Source organism: Hymenobacter sp. AT01-02 (assembly GCF_000961955.2).
In the GTDB taxonomy this organism is placed as follows: Bacteria; Bacteroidota; Bacteroidia; order Cytophagales; family Hymenobacteraceae; genus Hymenobacter; species Hymenobacter mucosus.
Genome location: NZ_JZIR02000025.1, coordinates 28119 through 44490, shown reverse-complemented (window position 1 = coordinate 44490; position 16372 = coordinate 28119). Strand labels below are relative to the sequence as shown.

The following is a 16372-nucleotide window of genomic DNA, read 5'->3' as shown; positions in this document are numbered from 1 at the left end:
ACCACTGATGAAGCCCGGGCTACGTTGCTAGTGGAGATGTAGAGCGTACTGCCGGTTGCGCGTTAGGCAAGTGCTGGCATCATCTGTAGTAGCCACCGGTACAGCTTGTTGGCATCGGCCGGATGGAAAAGCTCCGTACCAGGGTTCATGGTGGCCGCCGTGCCGCAAGCCACTCCCATCCGAATCACCTCCCGCAAGCTTTGCCCATTAGACAGCGCCCATACCATACCAGCCACCATGCTGTCGCCGGCTCCTACGGTACTGCGCTTTTTTACGGCCGGTGCCGGTACGTGGTCCACGGTGTCCTTGGTAATGAGGCAAGCACCTTGGGCCCCAATGAAACCACGATGATGTCGCACTTGCCGCGGGCAATGATGCTTTGCGCCGCATCCGGCACCGATTCACTATCCAGGGCGTCAACGCCAGATAACCGGCTCAACTCGCCTACATTGGGTTTGATGAGGTATACCTTCTCATCGAGGGCCCGCTCCAGGGCTGGGCCAGAGGTGTCCACGATAAGCCGAATGCCCACTTGCTCGGCCATATGTGCTACCTCTCCCAAGTAAGCCGGGTCGACGCCGGGCGGAAGGCTGCCGCTCACTACTAACATGCTGGCAGTAGGAGCCAGGTCGCGCAGAGTTTGGAGAATTTGCTGCTGGTACTGGGGCTCTAGCGGCGTGCCCGGCATTCCAAACCGGAACTGGTGATTGGTAGTACTCTCCACCACAATAAAGTTTTCGCGCGTGCGGTGGGTTGTTTCAATGGCCTGCTGGGTAATGCCTTCGTGGGTTAGCAGTTCGCGCAGGATGGCGCCCGTAGGGCCACCTACCGGAAATACCGCTACCGAATCGGTGCCCAGCCGCCGCAGTGCCCGCGACACGTTGATGCCCCCGCCGCCCGGCTCGAACACTGGCGGGGCGCACGACAGTTTTTGCTCCGAGACCAGCTTGTCAACCGATGTGCTTTTATCAACCGTAGGGTTAAGCGTGAGCGTGATGATAGGTTTCATAGGCGAGAGGCAGTAGGAAAGAAAGGAGCTTGTCTATACTCGCATGCTGGGTGCTGGTTACGGACGAGCCTCAACAACGTGCCGCCCTGGCTGGTAGAAATACTGCGTCGGTTGGGGCCAGGGTGGGGCTAGAAGCAGGTAGAAAAGCAGGTTTAGCCTAGGTACCTGTAAGGTGCCATTGGCAGTCCCAAGGTATCCTTCGGCTGCCTAGTGAGTACGAAGGGACAGGAATAAAGCCCGCCAGCTAGTTTCAGTAGGTAGTCCCATTTTATCTTGGCGGCAATGAATGTTCCCGACTCTGGCTGGAGCAGCGTGGAGGTGGCCCAGGTGCGCCACAAAACGCAGTTGATTACCAGCAAAAGCATCCAACCACTTAAGATTTTAAATCCGGCCTCGCCGGCTACTGCCTGCCACGTCATGCTATCCAGCTACGGGGGCGGTATGGTGGCCGGCGACGTTATTCGCTTACGGGTGGAAGCGCAGGCGGAGGCTCGGGTATTCATCAATACCCAATCGAATACCAAGATTTTTCGCTCAACCGATGGGTCAGTAGCCCAGCAGTACGTGGTGGGGCACTTAGCCGACAATAGCCTGACCGTCGTCTTTCCTGACCCCGTGGTGCTGCAAGCCGAAAGCCGCTACCGGCAGGTGCAGGAATGGCACCTGCAACCTGGCGCCCTGCTGCTCGTGGCCGACTGGTTTCATTCTGGTCGTATGGACCAGGGCGAGCAATTTGCCTTTACCTCCTTGCATACGGAGTTGAAAGTGCGCTTAGCGGACCGCCTTGTGCTGCTAGACCGGTTTACTTTTCAACCAACAGACCATATTGCTACGTCGCCGGCCAACTTTGCTGGCTACCAAACGATGCTCTCAGTATACTTGGTAGGTAGCCCCGACGATGGACGCTTTCAGCAACTCGCGGACCTCCTGGCCCAGCAGCAGCTAGCCGGTAGCACCGGCCCCCATTTCACCGTAACCGGCCACGACTACGTGGTGGCCATTACCCGCGCCAAACCAGAAGTGTACCTCTTGCGGGCCGCTGCGCACAGCCGCATTGCGTTGCAGCCGCTCTGTAATCGAATCTTAGCAGCTTTGGCCAACCCGGAATTGCTGGGCTACAATCCCTGGCAGCGAAAATACTAGCTGCCTAAAACCGCCCTAGTGCTAGAGGAGCAAAGCACTAGGGCGGTTTTAGGTGGGGCAGCGCACTGTTTATCGGCGGTCTTCGCGTACGGAAGCTAGGGCGCGGGCCTTGGCTTCCTTAATATGAGCAATAATATCGTCGAGGCCGTGGCCGTCGATGGCGCGGGCAAAGAGGAAGGGGCCAGAGCCGCGCATCTTACGAGAATCACGCTCCATTACGCCCAAATCGGCCCGGATGAGGTCTTTTAGGTCAATTTTGTTGATGATGAGCAGGTCCGACTGAGTAATGCCGGGGCCACCCTTGCGCGGAATCTTGTCGCCGCCCGACACGTCGATAACATAGATGGAGTAGTCAACTAACTCGCGGCTGAAGTGAGCAGCCAGGTTGTCGCCCCCGCTTTCCACGAACAGGAAATCGAGCTGATTATTAAACTTCGCCATCAAGCCTTCCAAGGCGTCCATATTCAGAGAAATATCTTCCCGAATGGCAGCGTGGGGGCAGCCGCCGGTTTCTACGCCTACTATCCGGTCCTCGCTCAAGGCGCTGTTGCGAATGAGGAACTCGGCATCTTCGCGGGTAAAGATGTCATTGGTAACTACGCCTAGCTCGTGGTCGTGGCGCATCCGCTCGCACAGGGCTTTGAGCAGGGCCGTTTTGCCAGTGCCTACGGGCCCGCCAATGCCCACTGTGAAGGCGCGTTTGCGGAAGTTGCGGTAGGAGGGCAGCCGGCGCGTTTCCCGTTCCTCAAAGTCGCCCGGCGACTCATAGGCTTCGTGGGTATGCCCGTGCAGCAGCAGGGCCAGCTTTTCGACAAATGCCATTAGAAGAGGTTGTTATTTAAGGGAGGCAATGAGCTTCGTAGAATGAGCTCTGAGTAATCAGTTTTGAAAGAGCTTGGAATATAGGTCTTCGTGCAAGACCTGAGCAGTATCAAGCAGAAAAGCCGAGCGGCAGGCATCCTGGTATTCTTTGCTGGCCTGGGCGGCCAGCAACTCCTCGAACACGGTGTAGAAGTCGTGCTGTAGGCGGTGGCCTTCCAGAGGGCCCAGGAAACCTAGGCGGATAGCGGCGCTAAGCTGGTCGCGCAGCAGCATATGCAGGTACATCGTCTGCAAATCTGGCAGTTGAAAACCGGCTTTCTGAAGCGCCAGGGTAAACAGCAAAGTGAAATGTTGAGGTTGCTGGTGCTGGACAAACCATTCGCCGAGGGCTTGCAAGCCCGCAGTAGGGTAAAAGGAAACCAATAGCTTTAGCCAGTTGCGGCCTTGTACTACGCTGGCTTTATGCAAGGCCGGCACTAGCATTTGAGCATCGTATTCTTCCGCTAGAACTAAAAACTCATTTCCTAACTCCTGACCGGCCAGCCGGAAGCAGGAAGTCATAACGGGTAGCTCCATGCTGCTCACTTGCTGCAGATACGCATACAGGTAGTTTCGCAACCCAAATGCATTCGTGACTAGCCCAAACGTGATGCTAGCCTCCAGCCCGTAAGAATACGCAAACGACCCCGTTGGAATCGACGAATCGACTAGGTGAAGCAAGCGGGCAAATTGAGTCATGATGCCGGGCTAGGAGGCTGGGAGAAGAAAATCTGAGACTAAGCTAAGTGGTTAGCCAGTGGGCTTTTTCGGCGTAGAGGTGCGCCGCCTAGAACAGGTTATACAACTGAGCCAGCGGGAGCTTTTTAGCTGGCTCACACGTAAGGTGCACACCATCCACGAGCACGCGGTAGGTTTCGGGGTCTACCTCGATATTGGGCAGGTAGTCGTTCAGAGCCATATCCTTTTTTGCCACCGTACGGCAGTTCTTCACCGCTACTACCTGCTTTTGCAAACGGTAGGTATTGCGCACGTGCTCTACTGAGGCCGCCGATACAAACACCATGGAGGTCTTGCCAATGGCACCGCCCAGCGCCCCGAACATAGGCCGAGAAAAGGAAGGCTGGGGCGTGGGAATAGACGCATTGGCGTCGCCCATTTGCGACTGCGCAATGATGCCTCCCTTCAAAATCATTTCTGGCCGCACGCCAAAAAACTGTGGCTTCCACAGTACTAAGTCCGCCAGCTTGCCCAACTCTACCGAGCCGATTTCTTCCGAGATGCCGTGGGCGCGGGCCGGGTTAATGGTGTACTTGGCCACGTAGCGCCGGGCGCGGAAGTTATCCGTTTGGGTTGCCGCGTCCTCGGGGAGTAAGCCGCGCTGGGTTTTCATTTTGTGGGCCGTTTGCCAGGTGCGCGTAATTACTTCGCCTACCCGGCCCATGGCTTGGGAATCGGAGGAAATAATACTCAGGGCACCCATATCGTGCAGAATATCCTCGGCGGCAATGGTTTCGCCCCGAATGCGGCTTTCGGCAAAGGCTACGTCCTCGGGAATGTTGCGGTCGAGGTGGTGGCAGACCATGAGCATATCGAGGTGCTCATCAATGGTATTCACTGTGAAGGGCCGCGTGGGGTTGGTGCTGGAGGGAAGCACGTTAGGCTCTCCGCAGATTTTGATGATGTCGGGGGCGTGGCCGCCCCCGGCCCCTTCGGTGTGGTAGGAGTGGATGGTGCGGCCTTTGAAGGCAGCAGTAGAGGTTTCCACGAAGCCGCTTTCGTTGAGTGTATCCGTGTGAATGCACACCTGCACGTCATATTGCTCCGCAATGGTGAGGCACTGGTCGATGGCGGCGGGCGTAGTGCCCCAGTCCTCGTGCAGCTTGAAGCCCAAGGCGCCGGCCTCAACCTGCTCAATCAAGCCCTCGGGTTTGGAGGAATTGCCCTTACCTAGGAAACCGAAGTTGAGCGGGTAGGCCTCGGTAGCCTTCAGCATCATTTCTAAGTAGAAGGCGCCCGGCGTGCAAGTGGTGGCGTTGGTGCCCGCCGCTGGCCCGGTGCCGCCCCCAATCATGGTCGTCACGCCGGAAGCCAACGCCTCCGGAATCTGTTGGGGGCTGATGAAGTGAATGTGGCAGTCGATGCCGCCAGCAGTAAGAATCTGTCCCTCGCCGGCTACTACTTCCGTCGTCACGCCTACCACCATACCGGCCGTCACGCCCGGCATAATGTGCGGATTGCCAGCCTTGCCAATGCCCACAATACGCCCATTCTTGATGCCAATATCGGCCTTAAAAATGCCAGTGTAATCCAGCACCAAGGCATTGGTAATTACTAAATCTAGCGCGTCGGCTTGGCCTATACCGGCGGCTTGGCCCATACCGTCGCGCAGCACCTTGCCGCCCCCGAACTTGCATTCCTCGCCGTAGGTAGAGTAGTCTTTCTCCACCATGATGAGCAGGTCTGTGTCGCCGAGGCGCACGGTATCGCCTGTAGTGGGGCCGTACATATCGGCGTACGCGCGCCGGTCGATGGGAAGGGACATGAAAAAGGGTTTAAGAAGTAGTTGGTGGCCTTACAATGCGTGCATCAGGCTAATAATAAAGAGCATCAAAAGCATGAGCCCGACATAGGCCACGTTTCAGAAGGCTATAACTATAGGCTTATATGAGTCAAGAAGTCAGGCCATAGTATGAAGCACAGATCGGTAGCGACTAATTGAGTTTTCCTACCGCCATTTCCCGCACTGCTGAATCATCTAGCTTTCCATCAATCAGCCCATTGCCACCATACACGATACGCTCGCCGCCCAGCGCTACCAGCATTACCCGCTTTCGCTCGCCGGGCTCGAAGCGCACGGCAGTGCCGGCCGGAATGTTGAGGCGGTAGCCGTAGGAGAGGGCACGGTCGAACTGAAGAGACGCATTCGTCTCGAAGAAGGGGTAGTGCGAGCCGACTTGCACCGGCCGGTCGCCCATGTTGGTTACGTCCAGTTCCACGGTAGCGCGTCCTTTGTTCAGAAGCAGTTCGCCGGGGGCTAAGTGGTACTCACCGGGAATGGGGCTGCTGGTGTTGTCGGGGGTAGCAAGCGGCTCGGCCCGCGTTAGGCCCGAACTATAGAGGGCCAGCGTAGGGTCGCCCGTTTCGCGGCAGATGGGGTGATGCACCGTGACGAGCTTGGTACCATCGGGGAAGGTGCCTTCTATCTGCACTTCGGCCAATAGCTCTGCCACACCAGGCAGCACGTCTTGGAAACCCAGTACTTGCTTGCCCTTGTTCATGAGTACATCTACCCGCTCACCGTCGCGAATGAACTCTAGCAGCTGGGTAGCAATGAGAGACAGTGCCTCGGGGTAATTTAGCTTGAGGCCGCGCGCATAGCGCTTCTGGGCCACAAAACCGGCCTGGTGCAGCACCAGCTTATCGAGGTCTTTGGGGGATAGGTGCATAACAAGCAGACAAAAGGGAAAGGCCGCTACAGCCGCAGCAAGGGGTTAGACAAGCACGTTGGTATAAATCATCCAGCCGCCATATACAATGCAAATCACCGACGACACGGTAACGGCCCCGGCCTTGAGGTAGCGGTTGATTTTCATGCGCTGGGTAAAAGGAACACTGCACAGGCCCGCTACTACACACATGCCCAAAATGGAGCCGATGCCGAAAATAAACAAGTACAGAATGCTCAGCCAGGTAGTGCGGATTTCGCTCATCACCAGCAAAACCAGGGCGCCACTACCGGCTAGCCCGTGCATGAGCCCCACGGTGTAGGCAAAACGGTGTTGGTAGCGGCCGGATTTGGGGGGCTTACCCCAGTCGAGCAGGCGCATGATGCCCATAGCAATGAGCATGGCACCCACTGCCGCCTCAAAATAACCGGAGTGCAGAAATGTAGCCCGCCCCAGAATGATGACCGACCCAACTAGTACTAGCATGGTTGTGTGGCCCAACCCCCAATAGACGCCGTCGCGCAAGGCTTCCGCCAGCGTATCGCGGCGCGAAATCATGTTACCTACGGCCAGTAAATGGTCGGGCTCAAAGGCATGGCCCATGCCCGCTACTGAGGCAAACAAAATAGGTAAGACAGCTTCCATCGGGACCTACGCTACACTAGGGGTTAACGGCTAAATATAGCGTCCTAACTGGAAAGCAGGGGTATTTTGACAGGGGTAGGGCGAAAAAATGTATTGCTTTATCTGATTGCCTACTGCTAAACAAACCCCTATAAGCGTAAAATGCCCCACTCCTCATTGAGAGAAGTGGGGCATTTTATGGGAGTATGAAAAGCTACTGCTTTTCAGCGTTCCAAAACGACAAGCCTTAGGCAGTTACCTGAGCATCAAGCTTCTGAGCAAGCACGTGCTTAGGCACGGCGCCTACCTGCTTGTCTACTACTTGGCCGTTTTTGAACACCAGCAGCGTAGGAATGCTGCGGATACCAAATTTAGCAGAAGTCTGCGGATTAGAGTCCACGTCAACTTTGCCGATAACGGCTTTGCCTTCGTATTCACCAGCCAGCTCTTCTACTACCGGGCCTACCATGCGGCAAGGGCCGCACCACTCGGCCCAGAAATCCACGAGCACGGGCTTATCGGAGTTGATGATCTGGTCGAAGTTAGCATCGGTAATCTCGATGGCTTTATGTCCCATAACAGTAGGGGGTTTAATGGAATGTGAGTGCTGTTTACGGTCAACCGGGCCGCAAGGTAGCAGATTGCGATTCAACAAGCGTCGGGCCGGAAAGTTCACTCGGCCAAGATGACAGCCTACCCCACCAATGGCGGCTAAGCCCCGATGATGCCAACCACGCGCTGCCTAGGCCACCGGGACCGTATTGCACACCTACTAATAGTTACGAGTGGTAGGCCCGGGCGTATGCTTGTGCCCGGTTGCGTAGCTTATAAAAGACATACAGGTTGAGGAAATGCATAGCTTCCAGAATGAGAAGGATGGTGCCCAGCTTGATGCTAAGCGTCTCTACTGCCGACTGGTAGCTTCTAATGGTATCGGTGCTGCGCAACGTAAGAGTAGCGTAGCCAACGTTGATGAGGTAGAACCCAGTGAGCAGAAGCTTATTCACGGAGTCGGCCAGAGCTTCATTGCCATGAAAAATATCGACTAGGAAGGTGCGGCCATTGGTAAAGAGCGTGCGTGCTACCCATAGGGTGAGGAGCACCGTGGTGGGCAAATACAGCCCGTACACCAGCAAATAGTAATTCATGGCTTTGAGAATTAAGGTGAAGGTGAGAAAAAGTAAAAGCGCGTAAAAAAGCAGATGGGGAAGAGGGCGGCTAAGCTACTTGCGCTAATAAATCGGCTAAGGCCCCGGCGCAGGTAGGGTATCGGAACTGAAAGCCAGCATCCTGCAGGCGCCGAGGAACTACCTTGCGGCTTTTCAGAACCAACTCGGTTTCAGTACCCAGCAGGAAGGCTCCGACCTCTAGCAGCCACTTCGGCTGCGGTATGTGCCACTTTGGCCGGTAGTGCGTATCGAGCAGGCTAGTAAATTCTTGATTCAGAATAGGATGCGGACTACACACGTTGAAGGTTCCTTCCAGCACGGGGCGCCCTATTAGAAATTCTACGGCCCGGCAGAAATCCTGCACGTGCAGCCAACTTACCCACTGCTGCCCGGTGCTTTGGGGTGTACTCAAGCCAAACTTTGCTAGCTGAGCCATTACAGGTAATGCCCCGCCATCGGCCCCCAACACAATAGCTGTCCGCACCACAATGCGCCGCGTACTTGGGGTAGGCATCAGCCAGAACATAGCTTCCCACTGCTGAGCTACCATCTCCGAAAAGTTGCGACCGATGCGGCCCGTGGCTTCCGTATTGGCGGGTGCGTCGCCGGTAGTGTCCTCGTATATGGTGGCAGTAGACGAGTTTATCCATACGGCCGGCGGGTTTTGGCAGGCTGCCACAGCTTCGCCCAACACGCGGGTGCTTTTTATGCGGCTTTGCGTAATAGCCGCTCTGTTGCGGGCCGTATAGCGGCAGTCTACTGAGCGACCAGCCATGTTGAGAAGTACGGCGGCTCCTTCTAACTCAGCTGCCCATGGCCCTAGGGTGCGGCCATCCCACTGAACGGTATTGGGAGTGTTTCGCCGACTCAATAGCACCACATGGTAACCCAACTGGGTGAAATGACGCGTTAAGCGTCTTCCTAAGAAACCGCTACCACCAGCCAGAATCATTTTAGGGCGTGCCACGACAGTAAGAGATAAAGAAGCAATGGATGGGGTAATGTGATGGTGTATTTTAAACTTTCAATAAAAATTGAAATACATAAGCAAAAAAATAAGCTCCCTTTTTAGCCATTAGGGCGCATTAGCTTCATAAAGGTGCTCAAGAACCAGTTTTCATCCGCTTTAATAAGGGTAGAGGCCGCCCGGTTTGCGAAATCAGCAAAGTTCTGAATGTTGCCTATCATCTTGGTAAAAGCCTCTGTTTCTTCAGCCGTGGCAGCGGGCGAGGGCTCTACCTGGCTTATTTCGCCTAGCACGCGCATAATCGGCTCAAGTTCGCGTCGGCGGCGTTCCTGTAGAATTAAGGTAGCTACGCGGTGAATATCTTTCTCAGCTGAGAAAAACTCACGTCGCTCACCAGGGCGCAACTCCTTGCGCACAATGCCCCAGTCCATAAGGGCCCGGACATTCATGTTGACGTTACCGCGCGAAATCTGCAATTGGTCCATGATATCCTCGGTGCTCAGCGCCCCTACCGATACCAGCAATAATGCGTGTACCTGCGCCATTGTGCGACTAACGCCCCAGGCGGAACCGAGGGTACCCCAGCCTTCAATGAATTTGCGCTTGGCTTCGTCGAGTTGCATAGCTCAAATGTACAGGTGTATTTTAAACTTTCAATAAAAATTGAAAATAAAAAACTGCTTTTTCTGTTTTCACTGGCTTTGACCCGTGCTACTCACTATGGCAAAATTTTGAACCTCTTTCTATAGTACAACTGCCTAGTTGAGCTTATAAAACTTCCTTACCGTCCTTCTTGCTACTAAGAAGCTGAATATTAAATAGTATAGATGCATTTATGTATCAGGAAATAATTGCACTAGTAAGCATTGGACGTAGAAAATAACAAGCTCGGCACTAAGAACAGCAGCCAGTGAAGGGCGTATTAGCCCTCGATGGATACAAGCACGAATTCTTCTTTCCCCTCCCAGAACCCTCCCCGCGTACCCGCCACCAGCGAGGAGCGGCTGGTAATACCAATTATTGAGGAGCACGCCGTTGTTTCTCGCGAAGTGGTAGAAAGCGGGCGTGTCCGGCTTGCCAAAACCGTGCACGAGCGGGAGGAACACTTGGAAATACCGCTTCAGCACGAGGAGATACTGGTAGAACGCGTGGCCATCAACCAATTCGTGGCTGACGGTGCGCCTACCCCAGGTACCCGCTATGAAGACAACGTTACAATTATTCCCGTGCTACGAGAAGTAGTTGTGACGCGCCTACTCGTGGTGGAGGAGATTCGGGTGCTAAAGCGTGTCGTGCAAACCACACACACTGAGCCCGTAACACTGCGCCACGAAGAACTACACGTAGAGCGCCAGCCCGCTGCGGCCAGTGCTGCTACCCCACTCTCACCCAATACGCCTTCCACTAATTCTTAATTCTTTCTCCTAACCTATTCACCTAATTTTTTTGTCATGAACCAGACCGTAGTAGGAATTTTCGATACCGCACAAGAAGCCCAACAAGCCGCCCGTCAACTCGCCGCCGCTGGCTTTACTCAAGATAGTGTTGATGTAGCCTCCCACGGAGCCAATCAGTCGGGCAATGCTTCCGGCAGCAACTATTACAATAGCACAGGCACCGCCACCGAAGGAGTAGCAGACGCCGCCGGCCGTACGGGCGATGGTATCAGCAATTTCTTCAGCAATCTGTTCGGCGGCGACGACGATAATGACGCCAGCAGCCGTTACTCGCACGTAGCTCGCCAAAGCGGCTCGATAGTAACCGTCCATTGCCAGTCAGCTGAGCACGCACACCGTGCCGCTGAAATTCTGGACCAAGCTGGTGCCGTGGACGTAGATGAGCGTGCCGCCCAAACCGGCTACGTAGCCAACAACCTCCAAGCTGATCAAACAAACCAAGCTACTGCCAACACGACGGATGCTGGCCTATCGGCCCAGGTTATTGAAGAGAACCTGCAAGTAGGCAAGCGGGTAGAGCAGACGGGCGGTGCCCGTCTACGCAGCCGCATTGTAGAGCGCCCAGTAGAAGCAAGCGTGCGTTTGCGCGAAGAGCATGTGAACGTAGAGCGTCACCCCGTTAACCGCCCGGCTACCGAAGCTGATTTCGCTGCCTTTAAAGAAGGTGAAGTAGAGATTACGGAAAGTGCCGAACGCGCTGTAGTAGGTAAAGAAGCCCGCGTGGTAGAAGAAGTAACCCTTGGTAAGGAAGTAACTGAGCGCGAAGAAACCATTCGCGACACGGTGCGCAAAACGGAAGTAGACGTGGAGCGCCTCAACGATACGACTACCAACCGGACTGGCTACACCACCGACGAAGAGCAACTTCGCTCGTAGTCTTATCACCAGAACACAAAAAAGGGCGCCACTTGTGGCGCCCTTTTTTGTGTTCTGGTGATTGCCTAAATCAGTTGGCAAGCGTCAATTTCCATTTCGCGCATCTTCCGAATAAACTCTTTTGGTTCGATGCGGTAGCGGCGGGAGTACGTGTCTACGGTTAGGTGCTCGTGCGGCTCGGCAAACTTAATTTCTAGCTTCTTAGAGCCGGCGGCACCCTCTACTGCCTCCATAAAGCGGTCCATGAAGGGCTCCGTAATGGTGCGCAGATCGAGCTGTACGCGCACACCATTTGCTAGCTTCTCGGCCACGTTGAACAAGGGCTCCATGGTCAGGATCTTGAACTCAAACTGGTCGGAGTCGCGGAAACGTTGGGCGTACTTACCCCGGATATACATGGGTGGTACCTGCTCCTTGTCGTAGTTACGCGGGTTAATAAGGGCCGAGAAGCGGGAGTAGTCGTCGCGGAACAGGGCTAAATTAAGGCTTGATTCGTAGTCTTCCACGCTGAACGAAACGAAGGGCTGACCCGTCTTGGTGGTTTTGAATAGCACGTTGGAAATCAGTCCGGCCACCGTCACCTCGCGGTTCTTGTAGTTCTCTACCTTATCCAACCCACAGGTGCAGTAGGAGTCAATTTCGAGCTTGTAGTCGTCTAGCGGGTGGCCAGATAGGTAGAAGCCTACTACTTCCTTTTCGCGGCGCAACTGCTCCGTGGCAGGCCAGGCTTCCATGTCGGCTACCTTCGGAAGAGGCATGGCTACCGCCCCGAAAGCTCCACCCCCAAACAAACTCTGCTGGGCCGATTCCTGCTCCTGCTGGTACTGCTGGCCCATGCGCACGGCCTTATCGATCAGGTTCTGGTCGCCGGCTGGGGCTTCCACAAACTGGCGGCGATGATACCGCTCAAACGAGTCGAAGGCCCCCGACAAAGCCAGGCTTTCAAACGTTTTCTTGTTGACGGCGCGCAGGTTTACCCGCTTCGAGAAGTCGAAGATGTCGGTAAATGGCCCTTTCTTGTCGCGCTCGGCTACAATGTTCTCAATGGCCGCCTCGCCCGCTCCCTTCACGGCCGCCATGCCAAAGCGGATCTGGCCCTTTTCGTTAACGTTGAACTTGAGGATGGATTCGTTTACGTCGGGGCCGAGTACGGCCACCCCTTGGCGGCGGGCTTCCTCAATGAAGAAGGTTACCTTCTTGATGTCCGACATGTTGTTGGTCAACACGGCGGCCATGTACTCGGCAGGATAGTTGGCCTTGAGGTAGCCCGTCTGGTAGGCTACTACCGAGTAAGCCGCGGAGTGGGAGCGGTTGAAGCCGTAGGCCGCAAACTTCTCCATCACGTCAAATACCTCGTTGGCTTTCTTGGCCACAATGCCGTGCAGCTTTTTAGCTCCCTCGCAGAATTTCTCCCGCTCCTGGGCCATCTTCTTCATGTCCTTCTTACCCATAGCGCGGCGTAGCAAGTCGGCACCACCCAGGGAATAGCCAGCCAGAATCTGGGCGGCCTGCATAATTTGCTCCTGGTACACCATAATGCCCTGGGAGTAATTCAAGATGGGCTCCAGCAGCTCGTGCGGGTATTCAATTTCCTCGCGTCCGTGCTTGCGGTTAATGAAGTTTGGAATGAACTGCATGGGGCCCGGGCGGTACAGGGCGTTCATGGCAATCAGGTCCTCAATATTGGTCGGCTTAAGGTCCTTGAGGTACATGCGCATACCCTCGGATTCAAACTGGAACGTACCAATGGTGTCGCCGCGCTGGTAGAGTTCGTAGGTTTTGGGGTCGTCGAGCGGGATGTCATCGATGTTGATATCAACGCCGTGGTTCTTCTTAATCAGGGCCAGCGCATCCACAATAATCGTGAGTGTTTTAAGCCCCAGGAAGTCCATTTTGAGCATCCCAGCACTCTCAATCACCTTACCGTCGAACTGGGTTACCAGCAGGTCCGAGTCCTTAGAGGTGCTGACGGGTATGTACTTGGTGATGTCGTCGGGGGCGATGATAACGCCCGCGGCGTGAATGCCGGTGTTGCGCACCGAGCCTTCCAGCTTCTCAGCCAGGCGCAGAATCTGCCCGCGCAGGTTGTCGGGGGCATCGTCGCGCCGGATCATGTCCAGCTCCTGGTTTTCAGCAAAGGCCTTTTGCAGGGTAGTACCCACTTGTTCGGGCACCATCTTAGCTAGCTCGTTGGTAGCGGGCAAGGGCAGTTCCATGGCCCGCGCTACGTCCTTAATGCTGGACTTGGCGGCCATAGTACCGAAGGTGATAATCTGGGCTACCTGAGTTTTGCCGTACTTATCCACCACGTAGTCAATCACGCGCTGGCGGTTCACGTCGTCAAAGTCGATGTCGATATCGGGCATCGACACACGCTCAGGATTCAGGAAGCGCTCAAACAGCAGGGAGTACTTGATGGGGTCGATGTTGGTGATACCCACGCAGTAAGCCACCGCTGAGCCAGCCGCCGAGCCCCGGCCTGGCCCCACGGCCACGCCCATGTCGCGGCCGCGGTTGATGAAGTCCTGCACAATGAGGAAGTAACCCGCGAAGCCCATCGTTTCAATGATGCGCAACTCGTAATCGAGACGTTCCTCTATTTCCGCGGTGCGCTCGGAGTAGCGCGGCCGGTCGCCCTCGAATGCACCCTTGTACGTGAGGTGGCGTAGGAAAGCGTCGGCGGTGGGGTGCTCAACAGGTAGGGGGAAGTTGGGGAGCAGAATATCGCGCTGCAGCTTGGGCGGCGTAATCTTATCCACAATTTCATTGGTGTTGTCCACACTTTCCGGCACATCCCGGAATAAGTGGTTCATTTCCTCCTGGCTCTTGAAATAGAACTGGTCGTTGGGGAAACCAAAGCGCGAGCGGGGCTTGGGCATCTGGGCTTCCTCATCAATGCGCATAAGCTGGCGACGCACTTGGTCGTCGGACGAGGCCAGGGGACGCAGGTTGTCCAAATGGTCGTAGAGTACTTTGTTGTCCGAGGACATCAACCGGAAGTACTTGGTTTGGAAGTCACCCACCGGAATGCTGTGCTCCTCACCGGTATTCACGCACAGCAGCAAGTCGTGGGGCGCAAAGTCGTCCTGATTGACGTAGTGGGAGTCGTTGGTGCAAATTACCTTGACGTTGTACTTCTTAGCCCACTTTAGCAGCACCTGATTCAGGTCCTCCTGGCTTTTGCCCGTGTTGTCGATGTTCTCGATGCCGTGGCGCTGAATCTCGATGTAGTAATCTTCCCCAAAAACATCTAACCACCACTTCAGCAGCTTTTCAGCTTCTTCCTCCGTTTTCCACAGCAGAGCCTGCGGAATCTCGGCCCCGATGCAGCAGGAGGTGGCAATCAGCCTTCGCTGTACTGGAGCAGCAGTTCCTTATCGATGCGGGGGTACTTGGAATACACGCCCTCAATGAAGCTCATGGAGCAGAGCTTCGCCAAGTTTTGATAGCCGGCCTGGTCTTTAGCTAGCAGCAGCTGGTGGTGACGTACGTCCCGCTCGCCCTTTTCCCGGCTGAAAGCCTTTTTGTGCCGGTCTTCCACCAGGTAGAATTCACAGCCCACAATAGGCTTCACGTTGTACTTATTTGCCTCGGCTACGAAGTTGAAGGCTCCGAACATATTGCCGTGGTCGGTGAGAGCTACGGCGGGCATGCCATCGGCCTGAGCCTTTTTCATTAGGGCCGAAATGCTGGCCTGACCATCGAGGAGGGAATATTGGGTGTGGCAGTGAAGGTGCGAGAAAACGGGCATGGGCAAGGCGCTTTGCGCCGTTAGGGCGCGAAGCGGAAAGTAAAGTTACCCATGAAACAGCCGTGGGGAAAGATTGCGCGCTAAGGGATTTTGGCGTATTACTATAATCAGCTCCAGCGTTTGTTTTATGTCACCCCCAAGCTGCACGAATACTGGTGCGGCCAGCCTACACAAAGTTGCGAGTGAAGAAAATAGGCTGAGAAAAAAAGATTCGAGAACTGTTTTTTTAGCTTGGCCCCCTTGGATTCCTGCAGAGCGTTCTGAACCGTAGGCTGCCCAAGGGCCTTGTTGCGCAGCACGTTCACACCTATCCATAAACAGAAAAAGGCAGCCACCACGTGCTGCCTTTCCTGAGTGAAATATGCGTTTGATAAGATTATTGGGCGGCTTCCACAAGCAGTACTTCGCCGATTTTTACGCCATTATCTGGCTTGGCGTTCCAAGCCTGTAACTGCGCTGGCTTCACGTTGTACTGCTTAGCAATGCTGAATAGGGTTTCGCCTTTTTGCACCGTGTGCTTTTTGGCGGCGGCTAAGGAGGTAGCAGGGGTGGGAGGGCTAGCTACCAGGTTGTTGGTGGGCCGGGCAGACGTAGCAGGGGAAACCGCTGCTACCGTTGGAGTAGGGGCAGTACGCGCAGCCGTAGCCGCCTTGGGCATGCCTATAAAGCCAGCTGCTTGCAGTCGTTCGGCTGCCGTTTTCAGGGCTGGATTCTTGGCGGCTCGGGCGTTGAACCCCTTGTACTGGGGGCTACGCAATAAGGTCTGCAACTCAATTTGCCAGGGCTGCTGGCGTAGGCGCTGAGTGAGTACGCGCTGCTGCTCAGGATTAAGATCTGCCGTATACTGACGCAACCGCTGGTTGAGGGGCGTAATGTCGCGCACGGCGGCATCAATCAACTCAATGGCTTTGGCATCGTTGGGCTCGTAGTAGATGCTACGCAACTGGCGTACGCTCGTTTGCACTAGCCCCGACATCACCCGCACAGAATCGTCGGAAAGGGTTGGCGAAAGAGTTACTTGTTGGGCCCGGCTGGCAAAAGAACACAGAGATAAAGCAGCCAGTAGGGAAAAGGTACTGAAGGCACGCATCAGAAAGGAAAAGAAAAA

General features: G+C 55.2%; 13 protein-coding genes and 2 pseudogenes. 3 read left to right on the top strand and 12 right to left on the bottom strand.

Features of this window, described 5'->3' with window-relative positions:
* Window positions 1-62 precede the first annotated feature (62 nt).
* Window positions 63-1009, bottom strand: a pseudogene (locus tag VI25_RS10000) (1-phosphofructokinase family hexose kinase).
* 282 nt (window positions 1010-1291) lie between these two features.
* Here VI25_RS10000 and VI25_RS09995 point away from each other — a divergent pair.
* On the top strand, window positions 1292-2152 hold the full coding sequence (locus VI25_RS09995) for an urease accessory protein UreD (RefSeq protein ID WP_045687611.1): 861 nt from the start codon (window positions 1292-1294) through the stop codon (window positions 2150-2152).
* A gap of 69 nt (window positions 2153-2221) precedes the next feature.
* On the opposite strand, the gene ureG is transcribed toward VI25_RS09995, so the two are convergent.
* From ureG to VI25_RS09950, 9 genes are all read right to left on the bottom strand, one after another.
* Window positions 2222-2974, bottom strand: coding sequence for an urease accessory protein UreG (gene ureG / locus VI25_RS09990; protein WP_045687610.1), 753 nt, complete (start codon window positions 2972-2974; stop codon window positions 2222-2224).
* Between the two features lie 57 nt (window positions 2975-3031).
* Entirely contained in the window at window positions 3032-3712 is a 681-nt protein-coding gene (locus tag VI25_RS09985) for an urease accessory protein UreF (RefSeq protein WP_045687609.1), read from the bottom strand.
* A gap of 88 nt (window positions 3713-3800) precedes the next feature.
* Window positions 3801-5516, bottom strand: coding sequence for an urease subunit alpha (ureC, locus tag VI25_RS09980; protein WP_045687608.1), 1716 nt, complete (start codon window positions 5514-5516; stop codon window positions 3801-3803).
* Window positions 5517-5685: 169 nt separating this feature from the next.
* Complete coding sequence (locus VI25_RS09975; RefSeq protein WP_045687607.1) at window positions 5686-6420, bottom strand: urease subunit beta; 735 nt, start codon at window positions 6418-6420, stop codon at window positions 5686-5688.
* Window positions 6421-6465: 45 nt separating this feature from the next.
* Window positions 6466-7065 (bottom strand): hypothetical protein, encoded by a 600-nt coding sequence (locus VI25_RS09970; RefSeq protein WP_045687606.1) that lies wholly within the window; start codon window positions 7063-7065, stop codon window positions 6466-6468.
* Between the two features lie 226 nt (window positions 7066-7291).
* Complete coding sequence (gene trxA, locus VI25_RS09965) at window positions 7292-7621, bottom strand: thioredoxin (RefSeq protein ID WP_044003005.1); 330 nt, start codon at window positions 7619-7621, stop codon at window positions 7292-7294.
* 202 nt (window positions 7622-7823) lie between these two features.
* Window positions 7824-8192: a hypothetical protein gene (locus VI25_RS09960; RefSeq protein ID WP_045687605.1), complete on the bottom strand. Its 369-nt coding sequence runs from the start codon at window positions 8190-8192 to the stop codon at window positions 7824-7826.
* Between the two features lie 70 nt (window positions 8193-8262).
* Window positions 8263-9180, bottom strand: coding sequence for a TIGR01777 family oxidoreductase (locus VI25_RS09955; protein ID WP_052695034.1), 918 nt, complete (start codon window positions 9178-9180; stop codon window positions 8263-8265).
* A gap of 101 nt (window positions 9181-9281) precedes the next feature.
* Window positions 9282-9803 (bottom strand): GbsR/MarR family transcriptional regulator, encoded by a 522-nt coding sequence (locus tag VI25_RS09950; protein ID WP_045687603.1) that lies wholly within the window; start codon window positions 9801-9803, stop codon window positions 9282-9284.
* Between the two features lie 309 nt (window positions 9804-10112).
* Between VI25_RS09950 and VI25_RS09945 the strand changes: the two genes are divergently transcribed.
* Both VI25_RS09945 and VI25_RS09940 read left to right on the top strand, forming a co-directional pair.
* Window positions 10113-10595, top strand: a complete 483-nt coding sequence (locus VI25_RS09945) for a YsnF/AvaK domain-containing protein (RefSeq protein ID WP_045687602.1) — start codon at window positions 10113-10115, stop codon at window positions 10593-10595.
* 36 nt (window positions 10596-10631) lie between these two features.
* On the top strand, window positions 10632-11513 hold the full coding sequence (locus VI25_RS09940) for a YsnF/AvaK domain-containing protein (RefSeq protein ID WP_045687601.1): 882 nt from the start codon (window positions 10632-10634) through the stop codon (window positions 11511-11513).
* Window positions 11514-11578: 65 nt separating this feature from the next.
* On the opposite strand, the pseudogene dnaE reads toward VI25_RS09940, so the two are convergent.
* A pseudogene (gene dnaE / locus VI25_RS09935) lies at window positions 11579-15264 on the bottom strand (DNA polymerase III subunit alpha).
* A 376-nt stretch (window positions 15265-15640) separates the two neighbouring features.
* Window positions 15641-16354 carry a LysM peptidoglycan-binding domain-containing protein gene (locus VI25_RS09925; protein WP_045687599.1) on the bottom strand — a complete coding sequence of 238 codons (714 nt, stop codon included), beginning with the start codon at window positions 16352-16354 and terminating at the stop codon, window positions 15641-15643.
* Window positions 16355-16372: the final 18 nt, after the last annotated feature.